Genomic DNA, 15648 nt, shown 5'->3' on the forward strand with positions numbered 1-15648 from the left:
ATTATTACCCAATAAGAAATTTCAGGACTGATACCAGTGGACTTTTTTAACCGTCAAAATAATTCATTGTATGCTGAAGATTGTTCAGTAACAGAATTAGCCAAAACTTATGGCACACCACTTTACGTATATTCACGTGCAACCATTGAACGTCATTGGCACGCATTTGATCAAGCTGCTAAAGACAGAAAGCACTTAATTTGCTACGCAGTGAAAGCAAGCTCTAATCTGGCAATTTTAAATGTATTGGCTCGTTTAGGCTCAGGTTTTGATATTGTTTCAAAAGGTGAGTTAGCGCGAGTGATCCAAGCTGGTGGCGACCCTGCGAAAGTCGTATTTTCTGGAGTAGGTAAAAAATCAGAAGAAATTGCCTACGCATTAGAACAAGGTATTCATTGTTTTAATGTCGAGTCTGAAGCAGAATTATCTCGTATAAATGAGGTAGCAGCAGGTATGAATATGCCAGCTTCAATTTCAATGCGCGTTAACCCTGACGTAGATGCTGGTACTCACCCTTATATTTCAACCGGTTTAAAAGATAATAAATTTGGTATTCCTATCGATCATGCAGTTGAAATTTATCAAAAAGCAGCAGCGATGTCACACCTTGAGGTAAAAGGTGTAGATTGTCATATTGGTTCACAACTTACTGAAGTTCAACCATTTCTAGATGCGTTAGACCGAGTATTAGTTTTGGTCGATAAACTGGCCGAAACTGGTATTAAGTTAAGTCATATTGATGTTGGTGGTGGTTTAGGCGTGCCTTACCAAGGCGAACAGCCGCCTCACCCAAGTGAATACGCTAAAGCGATTGCCGATAAATTGGCAGGCTACGACTTAGAGCTTATTTATGAACCTGGGCGTGCCATTATGGCCAATGCGGGTATTTTGGTTACCGAAGTCGAGTTTTTAAAAACCAACCAAGATAAACATTTTGCTATTGTTGACGGTGCGATGAACGATTTAATTCGCCCTGCGTTATACCAAGCATGGCAAGAAATTGTTCCTGTTGAACTTAATGCAGCTGCAGCGACTCAAAACTATGATGTTGTAGGTCCAGTTTGTGAAACTGGGGATTTCTTGGGCAAGAATAGAGATTTAGCGATTGCCCCTGGCGATTTGCTTGCAGTGCGTAGTGCCGGTGCTTATGGTTTTACCATGAGCTCAAACTACAACTCTCGCCCAAGAGCGGCAGAAATTATGGTTGATGGTGAGCAATCACATTTGATTCGTCAACGTGAGTCCCTTGAGTCTTTATGGCAAGGCGAAGCGGTTTTACCGTAAATCGTTTGTTAAGAATTTAGTTGGTAGAATAATGTTAATGAACTTTTCCAAAATGCACGGCCTGGGTAACGACTTTCTAATGTTGGATAACGTTACACAAAACATTTACTTGTCGAATGAGCAAATTCGCAAGTTGGCTGATCGCAACTTTGGTGTCGGCTTTGATCAGCTACTAGTTGTTGAGCCGCCTTATGATCCTGAATTAGATTTTCACTATCGCATCTACAATGCAGATGGTAGCGAAGTAAGCCAATGCGGTAATGGCGCCCGTTGTTTTGCCCGTTTCGTGAAAATGAAAGGTCTGACTAACAAAAATAAAATTAAAGTTACTACAACATCAGGCAAAATGACCTTGCACATCGAGCGCGATGGACAGGTAACTGTGACTATGCCAGTGCCTGATTTTGAACCTAATAAAATACCGTTCACCGCTCAAAAAGTTGAAGGTACTTACATATTACGCGCTGATGAAGAAACCGTGCTTTGTGGTGCCGTTTCAATGGGGAATCCGCATTGCGTATTAACTGTAGATTCAGTAGCCGATGCTCAGGTTGAAACGTTAGGTAAAGCACTTGCTGAGCATGACCGCTTTCCTGAAGGCGCAAATGTTAGTTTTATGGAAGTTGTGTCGCCTAAATACGTAAAACTTCGTGTTTATGAACGTGGCGCGGCCGAAACATTAGCCTGTGGTAGTGGTGCCTGTGGCGCTGTTGCAGTTGGTATAACCCAAAACAAATTAGCTAATAACGTTACGGTAGAATTACCGGGCGGAAAACTTAAAATATATTGGAAAGGCCCTGGTCACCCAGTAAAAATGACAGGCCCTGCCGATCACGTATTTGATGGACAACTTTACCTATGAGTGACAACAAAGTAGCAAATAATAATAACAACTTACTAGAACCGATGACAGCAGATGCAGAAATGGATGTGCTAAATGATGAGCTAGTTACTACTTACTTACAAGATACCCCTGATTTTTTCAGTAGGAATCCACAGTTATTAGCATCTCTTCGATTTAACGACAGTAACCGTGGTGTGGTGTCATTAGTTGAAAGGCAGCAACAAATACAACGCCAGAAAATTCATTTACTTGAAGAAGAGATCACACAGTTGCTAACCGTAGCCAATTATAATGAGCAACTGTTTAGCGTTTATAATGATCTATATCTTAGCTTGATTGAAAGTACCGATTTATCTAATTTCTTAGATTGTTTAACTCAAACTACTACGCAACTGCTCAATCTTGCTTCTTTTAAACTTTATTTAACCAATAAAGACTTTGAAATTGGTCATGATTCGATTGTGAAAAGTGATTGTAGTACAGTGATTAATAAACGTTTCAATCAACAAGACTATTATTTTGGCCGTTTACAGCAACAAGAAAAAGAATTGATTTTCAATGAACAGGAAGTGGGCTCTGTTGTTTTAGTGCAATTAAGCGAAGGTGAGCAGTGTTTAGGGTTTATTGCGATTAGCTCTAATGATGCAGAACACTTTAACCCATCCATGGATACGTTATTATTAAACCAATTTCGCACACTTGTTGCTAAACTATTAGTACAACAGTTGCAAAAAATAGGACTTTAAGGTGCGTTTTTATCGCCGGCTTTCATCATTTAAAGCAATAAGCTTTGATCTAGATGATACCTTATATGACAATCATCCGGTCATTGCTAAAGCAGAACAAGAGCTACAGCAACACCTTAAAGATGTTGCGCCTGTGTGCGCAACATTAAGTCCAGAGTTTTGGTGGCAACATCGAAATGTTTGCTTAACCAATCAACCTGAACTTTGTCATGACGTAACTGCATTGCGCCTTGCTTGTTTGCAATCAGGTTTTGAGGAATTAGGTTTTTCTGCTAGCGATGCCAAGAAAAAGTCTACGCAAGCATTCGAATACTTTTTATCGCACCGCAATAACTTGCAAGTACCCGATTCGGTCAAAAATTTACTAGCAAAATTAAAAGATAAATTTCCTCTAGTTGCTATATCTAACGGTAATGTCAGCATTGAAGATATTGGTATAAGTGACTATTTCAGTTATAGCTTTTTTGCCGGCGCTGGTAATTTACAAAAACCTGAAAATGACATGTTTGAGCAAGCCTGTAAGAAACTAAATATTCATACCAGTGAATTGTTGCATATTGGCGACTGTACTCATGCCGACGTATATGGTGCGTTGCAAGCTGGTTGCCAGACTATCTGGATCAACAATGATGAATTTGGCATTAGAAAGAAACCGTTAAAGGTTTTGCCCAATGCTGAGTTTGATCATGTTGAGCAGTTAGGCATTTTTCTACGATAAATCAGCTATTTAACTATCATATCTGGTGCTTCGTCGCATCGACGTTGCATTTGCTTATTCGCAGCTTTCTAATAAACTTGTTCTTATTAAAATAACTTAGAGAGTCCTATGAGAAATATAATCTTTTTGACGTCTATACTTTGTTTGCTTTCTAGTTTGGCATTTGCAGCTGAAACAGATAATAGTCGTAACCTTGAAATTGACCACAAAGTTGTTTCAAAACATAAAACCAAAGTAAATGGTGAAAAATTTTCTTACACTGCCACTGCTGGCACCCAACCGGTGTGGAATGATAAGGGCGAGGCTATTGCAGCTTTGCACTACACCTATTATCAACGTGATGATGTAAAAGACAGAGCGTCTCGCCCACTGCTTATATCATTTAATGGTGGCCCCGGTTCAGCTTCGGTCTGGATGCACGTTGCCTACACTGGACCTCGTGTTTTAAATGTAGATTCAGAAGGATACCCACTGCAGCCATATGGCGTTAAAACAAACCCATACTCTATTTTAGACACTGCTGACATTGTTTTTGTAAACCCAGTTAACACTGGCTATTCACGCATCTTAAAAAATAAAGAAGGTAAGTTGCCAACTAAAGAAGAGCAGAAAAAAATGTTCTTTGGCGTAAATGCTGATGTGAAATATCTGGCCGAGTGGTTAAACACGTTTGTTACTCGTAATAACCGCTGGCGTTCACCCAAATACTTAATTGGTGAAAGCTATGGTACAACTCGAGTTTCTGGCTTGGCACTTGAACTGCAAAGCCGTCAATGGATGTATTTAAATGGTGTCGTGTTAGTTTCGCCAACCGATATCGGTATTGAACGTAATGGCCCAGTAAAAGCGGCTAATCGCTTGCCATATTTTGCAGCTGCTGCTTGGTATCATGAAGCGCTAGGAACGGAGCTACAAAGCAAAGACCTAGCTGAAGTGTTACCTGAAGTTGAAAGCTTTACTATTAATGAGTATTTACCTGCGTTAGCAATGGGCGGCTTTATTGCCCCAGAGCAAAAGAAAAATATTGCTGAGCAAGTTGCTAAATATTCAGGTTTAAGTGTTGATGTAGTGTTGAAGTCTAATTTAGATATTTCGACTCGATTTTTCTGGAAAGAATTACTCCGTCAACGCGGCCAAACTATCGGCCGTTTAGATTCTCGTTATTTAGGTATTGATAAACAAGATGTAGGTGAAAGCCCCGACTATAACTCGGAACTCACCTCATGGCTGCATTCATTTACCCCGGCAATTAACTATTACATGAGTGAAGAGTTAAATTATAAAACAGACATAAAATACAATATGTTTGGCAATGTTCACCCATGGGACAGATCAAATAATAAAACTGGCGAGAATTTACGGTTAGCCATGGCGCAAAACCCCTACTTGAACGTAATGGTACAAGCCGGGTACTTTGATGGCGCAACGAACTACTTTGATGCTAAATATACCATGTGGCAGTTAGACCCAAGTAGTAAGATGAAACAGCGTTTAAGTTTTCAAGGCTATCGAAGTGGCCACATGATGTATTTGCGTCAAGAGGATTTAAAACAATCGAATAACGATTTACGCGCATTCATCAAGGCAAGTCTTCCTGCGAAAGAGCAAGCGGCGAAATACTAAAGAATAATTAGGGTCAGATCTAAATTAGATCTATGCAACATTTAATTCAGAACTGACCCCATTTATTCCAATTTAGCTGTAAAGGTTTTCTTCAGTCTCACTAAGTACTTCCAGTAAATTAATGGCAACATTTACAAAATCGCTATCAGTAACTAAGCCTTTCAGCTTGTTGTCTTCTACAACGGGTAGACAACCTATTTTATGTTTTTGTAGATATAGAGCTGCTTGATGGACAGTTGCTTGCGGCGGAATAGTCACTAGATTGTTGTGATAAAAGTCAGCTATTTTAATGTTTTGTTCACGTTCAAGGCGTAAATCTTTTTTAATGCCATATAGGCTGGATTCTTCAGCAGCAAGTACATCTCGTTGACTAATTAAGCCCATAAGCTCATTGTTGTCATTTACAATGGGGATATGACGAATTCTATTTTCCATCATCATTAACCTAGCTTCAGACAAACTATGTTCAGGAGTTAATGTTAATACTTCTGTTGTCATTATTTTAGTAATATTAGTCATTATATTTCACTTTTTTAAATCAACCTCATAACTATAAGTATGCGTTAATTTAGAGAAATTACCCGATAATTATGAGTAATTATTTTGCGATATATCAAAAACAACGAAGATATTTAATTGCTGTAGAAATACAGGTAAAATCAGCAGCATTAAATATTAGTTTACTGTTATTACATACAGTGATAAATTTGCTTGTTATACTGGTATAACAATTTTCTTTTTCTCTTGCTACGCGAATAAAAATAATTATGGATGTTTCAGAATTACTCGACTCTTTAAATGATAAACAGCGTGATGCTGTTGCTGCTCCTTCTAAAAATATGTTGGTGTTAGCGGGTGCCGGCTCAGGTAAAACACGAGTGTTGGTACATCGTATCGCTTGGCTTGTACAAGTTGAGCAAATTTCGCCGCACAGCATTTTATCGGTAACTTTTACTAATAAAGCAGCGGCGGAAATGCGTGGTCGGGTTGAACAATCCATAGGTGGTAATATTCATGGCATGTGGGTTGGTACGTTCCACGGTTTAGCTCATCGCTTGTTAAGAATGCATTTTCAAGAAGCAAAGTTACCTCAAACTTTCCAAGTGCTGGATTCCGACGATCAACTACGGATGATCAAACGCGTAGTTCGCTCATTACAACTTGATGAGAAAAAGTGGCCGGCTAAGCAGGCGATGTATTACATCAATGGTAAAAAAGATGAAGGCCTAAGGCCGCAGCATATTGATTGTCAATTTGATCCAACTGAACAAACCTTTGTCAAAATTTACCAAACCTATCAAGACACTTGTGATCGTGCCGGCTTGGTTGATTTTGCCGAGTTGTTACTGCGTGCCCACGAACTTTGGTTGAATAACCCTATTTTATTAGAGCATTACCAACAGCGTTTCACTCGTATTTTAGTGGATGAGTTTCAAGATACCAATGCCATTCAATACGCTTGGTTAAATATGCTCGGTAAAAAGCATGGCAATGTGATGATTGTTGGTGACGATGATCAATCTATTTACGGATGGCGCGGCGCTAAAATTGAAAACATTCAACGCTTTGTTAAAGACTTTGATGCAGAAACTATTCGCTTAGAACAAAATTATCGTTCAACCGCAAATATTCTAAATGCAGCCAATGCATTAATTACCAATAACAACAATCGTTTAGGTAAGGATTTGTGGACTGAAGATGATGCCGGTGAAACCATTTCTTTATACACTGCATTTAATGAAATTGATGAAGCGAGATTCATTTCAGGGCGCATTAAGCAATGGTTGGAAGAGGGCAATTCATTAGACGATGTCGCCTTGCTATATCGTTCAAATGCACAATCGCGGTTACTGGAAGAAGCATTATTACAGGCTCGATTGCCATATCGTATTTATGGCGGTTTACGCTTCTTCGAACGTCAAGAAATTAAAGATGCTTTAGCTTACTTACGCTTGATCAATAACCGCAATGACGATGCATCATTTGAGCGCATTGTTAATACGCCAACTCGTGGCATAGGCAATAAAGCGTTAACGTTAATTCGAGATTGTGCGCGCAGCCAAGGTTCTACGCTTTGGGATGCTTGCCTACACATGATAGAACAAAATGAATTAGCCGGGCGTAGTGCAAAAACAATCAAGGCATTTGTTGACTTAATCGTGCAACTTGAAGACGACTCAAGCAATTTAAATTTAGACCAGCAAGCTAACCATGTAATACAGCACAGTGGTTTAAAGGCCATGTATCAAGCTGAAAAGGGCGAGCGTGCTGCGGCAAGAATAGAAAACTTAAATGAATTAGTCACCGCTTGTTCAACTTATGAAGTTGACCCTGAAGTAGAAGACGAACTTACACCACTAACCGCATTCTTAACTCATGCTTCATTAGAAGCAGGCGAATCGCAAGCGGATGAGTACGAGTCTGCTGTGCAACTGATGACACTGCATTCTGCTAAAGGCCTAGAGTTTCCTCTGGTGTTTATTGTTGGTATGGAAGAAGGCATGTTCCCTTCACAGCAGTCAGCTGAAGATATTGTACGTTTAGAAGAAGAGCGCCGTCTTTGTTATGTTGGCATGACCCGAGCAATGAAAAAACTCTACTTAACGCATGCTGAATCACGTCGTTTATACGGCCAAGAAAAGTATCATCGCCAAAGCCGGTTCTTAAAAGAAATTCCTGATAAGTTTATTGATGAAATCAGGATGAAAAATCAAGTTGCCAAACCTAAAACTACCGGCCGATTTAGCAACACAATTACTATGGAAACGTTTGAAAATACCGGTTTTAAGCTCGGTCAGCAAGTCATGCATCAAAAATTTGGTGAAGGTGTGGTATTAAACTTTGAAGGTACTGGCGCGCAATCACGGGTACAGGTGAATTTTAGCGATCATGGTACCAAGTGGCTAGTTGTTGCTTACGCCAGATTAGAAGCGATTTAATGCACAGTGAGAATGCTATTTAGTCGTTTTTTCGAGTTTAATTAAATCAGGCAGGGGTGTTAATGTTTTTGCAGCAGAGCTGTGCACCTCTAACCGCTTTAAATTCTCAATTCTTTCAGCAGTTAATGGGTGAGTGCTTAAAAATTTTGGCGGGTCTATTAACTTGTCTACAGAGTGTAACGCTTCAAATAGCTCGAGTGCGCCTTGTGCATGTCCGTAGTGCTTAACCACGGTGTTGTATGCCGCTTCGTCTGCTTGCCTTTCCTGTTCGCGATTATATGCCAAGACTGTTAGTAAACTTATTTGCCCCAGTATGTTGCTAACAAAACTACTGTCGCTAACTCCTGCTATTGTCGTTAAAGCAACGGCTACTGTTAAACCTCTGCCCATAGCAATAATTGGGTGTCGATATTTAATATGGGCAAGTTCATGAGCCATAACCATGGCGAGAGTATTTTCATGATCAAATTTTGCTAGTAATCCTTGGTGAATAATAATATTGCCACCTAAGGTTGCAAAAGCATTTACTGTGTCGTCAGCAACATAGTGAACTGTAATGGTCATGTCGCTTGGTAAATTTTGTACAATGCTGAGTTTGTTGGCAAGCTGCTGTAAGTAAACTTGAACTTCAAGCTGTGAACTTTGCTCATCCTTTGTCTGCTGGTTAATATGTTTTTCAACACTGGTTATCGCAGGCATATTTTGTACTAACGAATATTCAGCTGAAAAAGGAATGAACTTCACTAGCCAGCCTGCAATAACAGATAACACTATAATAACTAAAGAAATCACTATGCCAACACCAAAAAGTAGAATAAAAAATTCTTTTAGAGGGTTTTCATCCTTAACATTTATACCTTCAGGAATGATCGGGTTAGTATATTTCATTAGCTGTTCGGTTTATCATCAATTTAAATCAGCGTTTAAAGCTGTGCCGTAAGCATACACTTCGACACAGCTCACTTGATTATTTTGACCTTTAGTGATTGATGAAGTTTCAAGTTTTACATTAATGATGGTGTTCATGCCTTTGTTGTTGGCACTTTCTTTCATCCGCAATATTGCTTCGCGGCGAGCTCGTTCTAATAACGATTCATAAGCGGTTAAACGTCCGCCAACTAAACCTTTTAGTGCCGCTAAAATTGTTTTGAAATAATCATTAGCAATAACCACATTCCCTTCTACCAACGCACCTTCGCTGTGATTGGTGATACCTTCTGGAAAGCGTTTTGAAAACGTTAATATATTACGGTATTGCTGCTCGCGTTCAATAATCGAATTAAAGTGTTTTTTCTCCGCCATGCGGCCAAACACATAACCTAACAGTAACAAGGTGACAAATAATATGATCTCAAACATATTATTCCTCCAATTTTACAGCGGTACCGTAAGCAAATAATTCAGCCGCACCGGCAGTGATTGAAGATGTTGAAAAGCGTACGTTTAATACCGCATTGGCGCCAATCGCTGCCGCTTGCTGTACCATTCGTGCCACCGCTTCTTCGCGAGCTTCAGTAAGTAATTCGGTATAGCCAACCAATTCACCACCAAAAATATTTTTCAAACCGGCCATTAAATCACGTCCAACATGTTTAGCTCGAACAGTATTACCTTGCACAAGGCCTAAATGAGATTGAATATTGCGCCCAGGGATCACTTCAACATTACTTATTAACACGGCTAAGTTCCTTTTATTATTTATATAGTTAAGAGTTGATTTAATATCATGCTAACAACTAATTGCCATGTCTACAATTAGTAAAATAAAACTTAGCAGCTAAAGGTTTAAATAAAAATAAAGTTTTCAAATCAAAGGTTGAAATTCTAATGAATAATCAACAGAATGAGTATTACTAGTACAAATGTCTAGTAAATAATAATAATCAAGTTGGGACACAACATGGAAAAAAATATAGAAAACGGCACTGAAAATATTGCCGAAAATGAAGTTAAGCAAATGATCACTCACCCAGTTGAATTCAATTTTAACGGTAAGTCGGGGGAATTCTTTAAAATTTGGATTGTGAATATCTTGCTGAGTATTTTAACCTTAGGTATTTATTCTGCATGGGCGAAAGTAAGAACCAACCGTTATTTTCAAGCGAATACCGAAATCGATAATCATAGCTTTTCTTATTTAGCGACACCGTTACAAATTTTAAAAGGTCGAATCATCGCCGTCATTTTATTTGGTAGTTATTACCTTGTATCAATGATATCTCCCATTGCAGGTATGGTTATTATGGGATGTCTACTGCTCGCTATGCCTTGGCTAATTTGTGCGAGTCTACGATTTAAAATGCGTATGACGAGCTATCGTAATGTGCGCTTTGACTTTACCGGTCAATATGGAGAAGCATTTTTAAACTTTTTAGTATTCCCTGTAATTAGTGTGTTTACCCTTTATTTATTATTTCCTTATGCGCTAAAACGTATGGATCAATTTATAGTTAATCATACGCGTTATGGCGATCGTCCATTTAAAGCAGAACTTTGTACCACAACGTATTATATGACAAGTATAGTTACAGCCGTTATGGGAATTGCCATCTTTGGCTTATTTGCTCTTGTTATTGGAATGTCAGCTACCGATATGCAGGCTGAAGCTGCAGAAGGAATGCAATGGATGACTATTTTAATATTCGCAGCTTATGTTCTGGTGTTTAGCTTTATTCAAGCATTTTATATAACGCAAATTCGCAATCATATTTTTGCATCTACTGAATTGGAAGATATTGCTACCTTTAAATCGAACTTTACCTTTAGCAGTCTAGCGGTTATTCAGTTAACCAATATGTTAGCGTTACTGTGTACGTTAGGCTTGGCATTTCCATGGGTTAAAATCAGGATGATGAATTATACGGTTAATCGCACCGAAGTTCATATGAATGATAATAAAGAGCAAGTGTTCGATATCATCAGTGAAAATGACTCAGCGATATCAGAGGAAGTTGCCGATGTATTTGATGTGGATGTTGCATTAGTTTAATGGCTGATTTAGCTAATTATTATTTCGCGGGCAGTAATAGTGCCCGCGAAGTATTTGTTTCGATTGAAAATGGTTGTATTACCATTGCTTGCCCTAACTCTGATGATGTTTTGCTTTGCCAAGGCATAACCTCGTGTAAGGTCAGTTCTGCATTAGGCTCAGTTCCTTGTGAAATTAACTTCCCTGATGGTGAATTATTAGTTCTTGCAGCAGATCATCCCATGGTAACAATGTTACGTAGGCAGCTGTCAAAAAGTAACTATATTTTACATCTGCTTGAACAAAGCAAAGTATTTTGGCTTGTTGCTCTGTTGCTAGTACCTGTGAGTTTTTATTTTCTGGTCAATCATATTATTCCTTCAATGGCTGAAACGGTTGCTGGGCACGTACCCCATTCCGTTAAAATTGAAATAGATGATGAAATATTAACTGTCTATGATGAAGTAATGTTCGAAGCCACCCAGTTAGAACTGTCTAAGCAAGAAGAAATAAAAAATCAGTGGCAATATTTACTTGAGGATTTAGCACTAGATGGTAATAGTTATTCATTAGAATTTCGTAAAAGTGAAGCTATTGGCGCCAATGCTTTTGCTTTACCAGGTGGTACGGTAGTTGTTACCGATGAATTAATAGAGCTTTTTAAGGATAAACCGGAAGCTATTACGGCAATATTATTGCATGAAATCGGCCATGTTGAGCTTAATCATAGCATGAAAATTCTCACCGAATCTGTGGGTACTACCTTGTTAATGACTTACTTTTTTGGCGATTTAGAAGGCTTAGTTGAAATTTTCTCCGGGACAGCAGTAACATTATTGCAAAATACTTATTCAAGGGACTTAGAAAGTGAAGCAGATGATTTTGCCGTAACTAAGTTAACGCTTTTAGGAAAATCGCCACAAGCGTTCGCTGATGCAATGCGAGGCCTGTCAGGAGAATCGAAAAAATCACATAAATTACTAAAGTATTTTAGTACTCACCCAGATGTCAAACAGCGCATAAAAAAAGCAGAACAGGCAGCAAAAGGCTTCTAATGATGCCTTTTGTGTATCAAGGGTGAGGTAATGCAAACTACCATGGACGGTTTTTAAGTTTGTAGCTTGCTTTATTTTTTTGCTTTTGCTTGTTTTAGTTTAGCTATTGAATCCCAGCTGTAAATGGCAATTGCACACCAAATAAAGACAAAAGTAAGTAATTTTTCAACAATAAGCTGTTCTTTAAACAGCACGATTGCCAAGATAAACATCAGCGTAGGGCCTAGATATTGGAAGAAGCCTAACGTTGCTAATGAAAGCCTTTTAGCCGCTGCGGTAAAACAAATTAATGGCGCAGTCGTGACTATGCCTGCGGCAATTAAGGTAATGTTTAAAGAAACGTCATTGTTCATCATATTACTGGTTGGAGTGTCCATAAATAATAACCAATAAACAATCCCTAAAGGTAGCATTAGTGCTGATTCAATTAATAATCCTGGTACCGATTCTACCATTAACTTTTTACGAAAAAGTCCATAAATGCCAAAGGTACCGGCTAGCCCAAGTGCAATTATTGGTATGCTACCAATACTTATTAATTGGATTATCACTCCAAGCAGTGCAAAAACAACAGCTACTTTTTGCCATTTGCGCAGGCGTTCGCCAAGAAATAGCATGCCCAGTGCAACTGAAAATAACGGGTTAATAAAATAGCCTAAGCTGGCCTCCAGTAAGTGGTCATTATTTATCGCCCAAATGAATATTAGCCAGTTAGCCCCTAAAATTACCGAGGTCAATAATAACCAAGCAAGCATTTTGGGGTTTGCCAGTATTCGCTGAACTTTGCGCCAATTGCCCATGGCCAAAACTATGATAACCAGAAGAACAAACGACCAAATAATGCGATGCACTAATATTTCAGGAGCTGAAATGTGTTCAAGTAATTTAAAGTATAGTGGTGCCAGTCCCCACATGGAATAAGCTGCAAGCGCATTTAATACTCCACTATTATTTTCATTTACTTGCGTCATAACGTTAAGATCATTTGTTGAAGAAAAACTCGCGCCGATTCTAACACACAAGCAAACAATTAAACCATATAAGTTCCCGTACCAAAGGCAATATGTTCCCCTTTTTCATTATGCAATTCCATGCGAGCAACCGCGACTTTGCTGCCATGGCGAATAATGCGCGCAGTGGCGATAAATGTTTCACCTTTGCCAGGGCGAAGAAAGTCAGTGCGTAAGTCTATGGTACTTAATTTACTTAATTTATCGGCAATTTTTTTATGATCTGGTTTAGCTATTCGGCTGATCATATTAGCCGAAATAACCACACCTCCCACCATATCTAATACCGATGCAGTAACACCGCCATGAAGAATTTTTTGGACAGGGTTGCCCATGAGCTTATCTTGCCAGTTAAATTTAATTTCAGCGTGTTCCTCAGTCATTTCTGTAATATTAAAACCAAGTAATGAATTAAAGGCGATGCTGTTATTCCACATCTCTTTTACTTGTTCAAAAATAAATTGTTTTTCCATAACATCCTCAAAAATAAGCGTTTCTATAACAAGGATAAATTATACCAACTGATTTAAATAATCCAGTTGGTATTAGTTACAAGAAATGTCTACCTGTCTGCTGATGAGCTGGGGTAAAATAACACTACTTACCTAATAATAATGATAATGACTTGAAACCTGACGCTAGTACTGAACAACAATTGCCTGACTTACATCACTCTTTGAATCACCATTTTGGTTATCAAAGTTTTCGCTCTGGTCAGCAGCAAGTGATCGAACAATTACTGCAGGGCAGGGATTGTTTAGTGTTAATGCCAACTGGTGGTGGTAAGTCTTTATGCTATCAATTACCCGCTACATTAATGCCGGGCTTAACTATTGTGGTTTCGCCGTTAATTGCCTTGATGAAAGACCAAGTAGATGGCTTGAGCAGACAGGGCATAACTTCAGCCTATATCAATTCAAGTTTAGATGGTCAAACTATTAACCAGACCATGCAACGTATTGCTAGTGGTGAGATAAAAATATTATACGTAGCACCGGAGCGTTTACTAAATCATTATTTTCTACAAAGCATTCAACAAGTTCAAATCAGTTTTTTTGCTATCGATGAAGCGCATTGTATTTCCTCATGGGGGCATGATTTCAGGCCTTCCTATACCCAGCTTGGAAAATTGAAGGAGTATTTTCCTTACACTCCCGTTATTGCGTTAACCGCTACAGCTGATGTGACTACTCGTAAAGACATATTGAATCAGCTGCAATTAAATAACCCTTATGTGTTGCTCGACAGCTTTGACCGACCAAACATTCGCTATACCCTGGCGGACAAATATAATGGTGAAACACAGCTTATTGAATATCTTAAAGAAATGGGCGATGAAAGTGGCATTATTTATTGCAACAGCCGTTGGCAAGTCGATAAATTAAGTGGCTTTTTAGCATCGAAAGGCTACAACTGTGCCGGTTATCATGCTGGTATGGAAACTGAAATTCGCGGTGTTATTCAAGACGGTTTTACCAAAGATAATATTAAAATTGTTGTTGCAACCGTCGCCTTTGGATTAGGAATAAACAAGCCTAATGTTCGTTTTGTCGTACATTATGACATGCCAAGAACGTTAGAGTCTTATTATCAGGAAACTGGCCGGGCAGGTCGTGATGGTTTAAAAGCCGAGGCCTTATTCTTATACGACAGCCAAGATATTGAGCGCATTAAAAAACGTATTTCGCAAAACGAAAATGAACAACGCATAAATGTCGAATTACAACGTTTTGCTGCCATGTCAGGTTTTGCTGAAGCGCAAACCTGTAGAAGGCAGGTCTTACTTAATTACTTTGCTGAGTACACTAATAACGGCTGTGGTAATTGTGATATTTGCCTAGACCCGCCAAGTCGATATGATGCTACGGTTGATGCGCAGAAGGTACTGTCTTGTGTGTTCAGAATTAATCAAAGCGGTGATATACATTATGTTATTGATGTTCTGCGGGGCCGTGAGTTAGACAAAATAATTCAAAAAGAACATGACAAAGTCAGTACTTTTGGGATAGGCAAGGATAAAACTCGCGGTTATTGGTTTTCAGTTATTAGGCAATTAATTCACTTAGGCTTTTTACAGCAGGATATCGAACAACAATCTAACCTGTGTTTAACCAATGCTTCAAAATCAGCACTTAAAGGTAGCGAGCCTTTAATGATGGCGAGACCTAGATTACAAAGCCAAGGGTACTGGCAGCAAAATAAAGCCAGCTCAGCTTATGACAAGGTATTGTTTAAACAATTACGTACTTTACGTAAAGACATTGCTGATAGCGAAGATATCGCTCCATTTATTGTATTTAATGATGCGTCATTAATTGAAATGGCCAGATTAAAACCGAGAAATTCGACCGAATTTTTGGCGATAACCGGTGTAGGTGATACTAAACTAGCTCGTTATGGCAAAGCGTTTATAGACTTAATTAAAGAGCAGTTATAGTGATATACCAATCAGTATAATGAA

15 protein-coding genes are annotated in these 15648 nt (G+C 38.8%); 9 read left to right on the forward strand and 6 right to left on the reverse strand.

The window, feature by feature from the left end; genetic code table 11:
* Positions 1 to 36: 36 nt before the first annotated feature.
* The 5 genes from lysA (at position 37) to RI844_RS15975 (ending at position 5215) form a co-directional block, all read left to right on the forward strand.
* On the forward strand, positions 37 to 1284 hold the full coding sequence (gene lysA, locus RI844_RS15955; RefSeq protein WP_348395663.1) for a diaminopimelate decarboxylase: 1248 nt from the start codon (positions 37 to 39) through the stop codon (positions 1282 to 1284).
* Positions 1285 to 1315: 31 nt separating this feature from the next.
* Positions 1316 to 2146, forward strand: a complete 831-nt coding sequence (gene dapF / locus RI844_RS15960; RefSeq protein WP_348395664.1) for a diaminopimelate epimerase — start codon at positions 1316 to 1318, stop codon at positions 2144 to 2146.
* Positions 2143 to 2874 (forward strand): DUF484 family protein, encoded by a 732-nt coding sequence (locus RI844_RS15965; protein WP_348395665.1) that lies wholly within the window; start codon positions 2143 to 2145, stop codon positions 2872 to 2874. The genes dapF and RI844_RS15965 overlap by 4 nt, the downstream gene beginning before the upstream one ends.
* A gap of 1 nt (position 2875) precedes the next feature.
* A complete protein-coding gene (locus RI844_RS15970) occupies positions 2876 to 3592 on the forward strand; it encodes an HAD-IA family hydrolase (protein ID WP_348395666.1) in 717 nt (238 codons plus the stop codon).
* A 108-nt stretch (positions 3593 to 3700) separates the two neighbouring features.
* Entirely contained in the window at positions 3701 to 5215 is a 1515-nt protein-coding gene (locus tag RI844_RS15975) for a S10 family peptidase (protein ID WP_348395667.1), read from the forward strand.
* Positions 5216 to 5287: 72 nt separating this feature from the next.
* On the opposite strand, the gene RI844_RS15980 is transcribed toward RI844_RS15975, so the two are convergent.
* Entirely contained in the window at positions 5288 to 5734 is a 447-nt protein-coding gene (locus RI844_RS15980) for a CBS domain-containing protein (protein WP_348395668.1), read from the reverse strand.
* 248 nt (positions 5735 to 5982) lie between these two features.
* Between RI844_RS15980 and uvrD the strand changes: the two genes are divergently transcribed.
* Positions 5983 to 8154, forward strand: a complete 2172-nt coding sequence (uvrD, locus tag RI844_RS15985; protein WP_348395669.1) for a DNA helicase II — start codon at positions 5983 to 5985, stop codon at positions 8152 to 8154.
* A gap of 15 nt (positions 8155 to 8169) precedes the next feature.
* Here uvrD and RI844_RS15990 read toward each other — a convergent pair whose 3' ends face one another.
* Genes RI844_RS15990 through RI844_RS16000 form a run of 3 tightly spaced genes read right to left on the reverse strand, consistent with a single transcriptional unit; the run spans position 8170 to position 9832 of the window.
* On the reverse strand, positions 8170 to 9042 hold the full coding sequence (locus RI844_RS15990; RefSeq protein ID WP_348395670.1) for a M48 family metallopeptidase: 873 nt from the start codon (positions 9040 to 9042) through the stop codon (positions 8170 to 8172).
* Between the two features lie 18 nt (positions 9043 to 9060).
* Positions 9061 to 9513: a YbjQ family protein gene (locus RI844_RS15995; RefSeq protein WP_348395671.1), complete on the reverse strand. Its 453-nt coding sequence runs from the start codon at positions 9511 to 9513 to the stop codon at positions 9061 to 9063.
* 1 nt (position 9514) lies between these two features.
* Positions 9515 to 9832 (reverse strand): YbjQ family protein, encoded by a 318-nt coding sequence (locus tag RI844_RS16000; RefSeq protein WP_348395672.1) that lies wholly within the window; start codon positions 9830 to 9832, stop codon positions 9515 to 9517.
* 222 nt (positions 9833 to 10054) lie between these two features.
* Between RI844_RS16000 and RI844_RS16005 the strand changes: the two genes are divergently transcribed.
* Positions 10055 to 11143: a YjgN family protein gene (locus RI844_RS16005; RefSeq protein WP_348395673.1), complete on the forward strand. Its 1089-nt coding sequence runs from the start codon at positions 10055 to 10057 to the stop codon at positions 11141 to 11143.
* Positions 11143 to 12177, forward strand: coding sequence for a M48 family metallopeptidase (locus RI844_RS16010; RefSeq protein WP_348395674.1), 1035 nt, complete (start codon positions 11143 to 11145; stop codon positions 12175 to 12177). Before RI844_RS16005 ends, RI844_RS16010 begins: the two co-directional genes overlap by 1 nt.
* 71 nt (positions 12178 to 12248) lie before the next feature.
* On the opposite strand, the gene rarD is transcribed toward RI844_RS16010, so the two are convergent.
* Complete coding sequence (gene rarD, locus RI844_RS16015; RefSeq protein WP_348395675.1) at positions 12249 to 13148, reverse strand: EamA family transporter RarD; 900 nt, start codon at positions 13146 to 13148, stop codon at positions 12249 to 12251.
* Positions 13149 to 13207: 59 nt separating this feature from the next.
* A complete protein-coding gene (locus RI844_RS16020; protein WP_348395676.1) occupies positions 13208 to 13660 on the reverse strand; it encodes a thioesterase family protein in 453 nt (150 codons plus the stop codon).
* Between the two features lie 152 nt (positions 13661 to 13812).
* Here RI844_RS16020 and recQ point away from each other — a divergent pair, with 152 nt between their 5' ends.
* Positions 13813 to 15624 carry a DNA helicase RecQ gene (gene recQ, locus RI844_RS16025; protein ID WP_348395677.1) on the forward strand — a complete coding sequence of 604 codons (1812 nt, stop codon included), beginning with the start codon at positions 13813 to 13815 and terminating at the stop codon, positions 15622 to 15624.
* The last annotated feature ends 24 nt before the right edge of the window (positions 15625 to 15648 follow it).

Source organism: Thalassotalea fonticola (genome assembly GCF_032911225.1).
Classification (GTDB): Bacteria; Pseudomonadota; Gammaproteobacteria; order Enterobacterales; family Alteromonadaceae; genus Thalassotalea_A; species Thalassotalea_A fonticola.

What these genes read in the sequence shown, in the direction of transcription:
- RI844_RS15975 (WP_348395667.1), top strand. Translation starts at nt 3,701, where the DNA reads ATGAGAAATATAATCTTTTTGACGTCTATACTTTGTTTGCTTTCTAGT.
- RI844_RS16020 (WP_348395676.1), bottom strand. Translation starts at nt 13,660, where the DNA reads ATGGAAAAACAATTTATTTTTGAACAAGTAAAAGAGATGTGGAATAAC.
- RI844_RS15995 (WP_348395671.1), bottom strand. Translation starts at nt 9,513, where the DNA reads ATGTTTGAGATCATATTATTTGTCACCTTGTTACTGTTAGGTTATGTG.
- RI844_RS16005 (WP_348395673.1), top strand. Translation starts at nt 10,055, where the DNA reads ATGGAAAAAAATATAGAAAACGGCACTGAAAATATTGCCGAAAATGAA.
- RI844_RS15980 (WP_348395668.1), bottom strand. Translation starts at nt 5,734, where the DNA reads ATGACTAATATTACTAAAATAATGACAACAGAAGTATTAACATTAACT.
- dapF (WP_348395664.1), top strand. Translation starts at nt 1,316, where the DNA reads ATGTTAATGAACTTTTCCAAAATGCACGGCCTGGGTAACGACTTTCTA.
- RI844_RS15990 (WP_348395670.1), bottom strand. Translation starts at nt 9,042, where the DNA reads ATGAAATATACTAACCCGATCATTCCTGAAGGTATAAATGTTAAGGAT.
- rarD (WP_348395675.1), bottom strand. Translation starts at nt 13,148, where the DNA reads ATGACGCAAGTAAATGAAAATAATAGTGGAGTATTAAATGCGCTTGCA.
- uvrD (WP_348395669.1), top strand. Translation starts at nt 5,983, where the DNA reads ATGGATGTTTCAGAATTACTCGACTCTTTAAATGATAAACAGCGTGAT.
- RI844_RS15965 (WP_348395665.1), top strand. Translation starts at nt 2,143, where the DNA reads ATGAGTGACAACAAAGTAGCAAATAATAATAACAACTTACTAGAACCG.
- RI844_RS16010 (WP_348395674.1), top strand. Translation starts at nt 11,143, where the DNA reads ATGGCTGATTTAGCTAATTATTATTTCGCGGGCAGTAATAGTGCCCGC.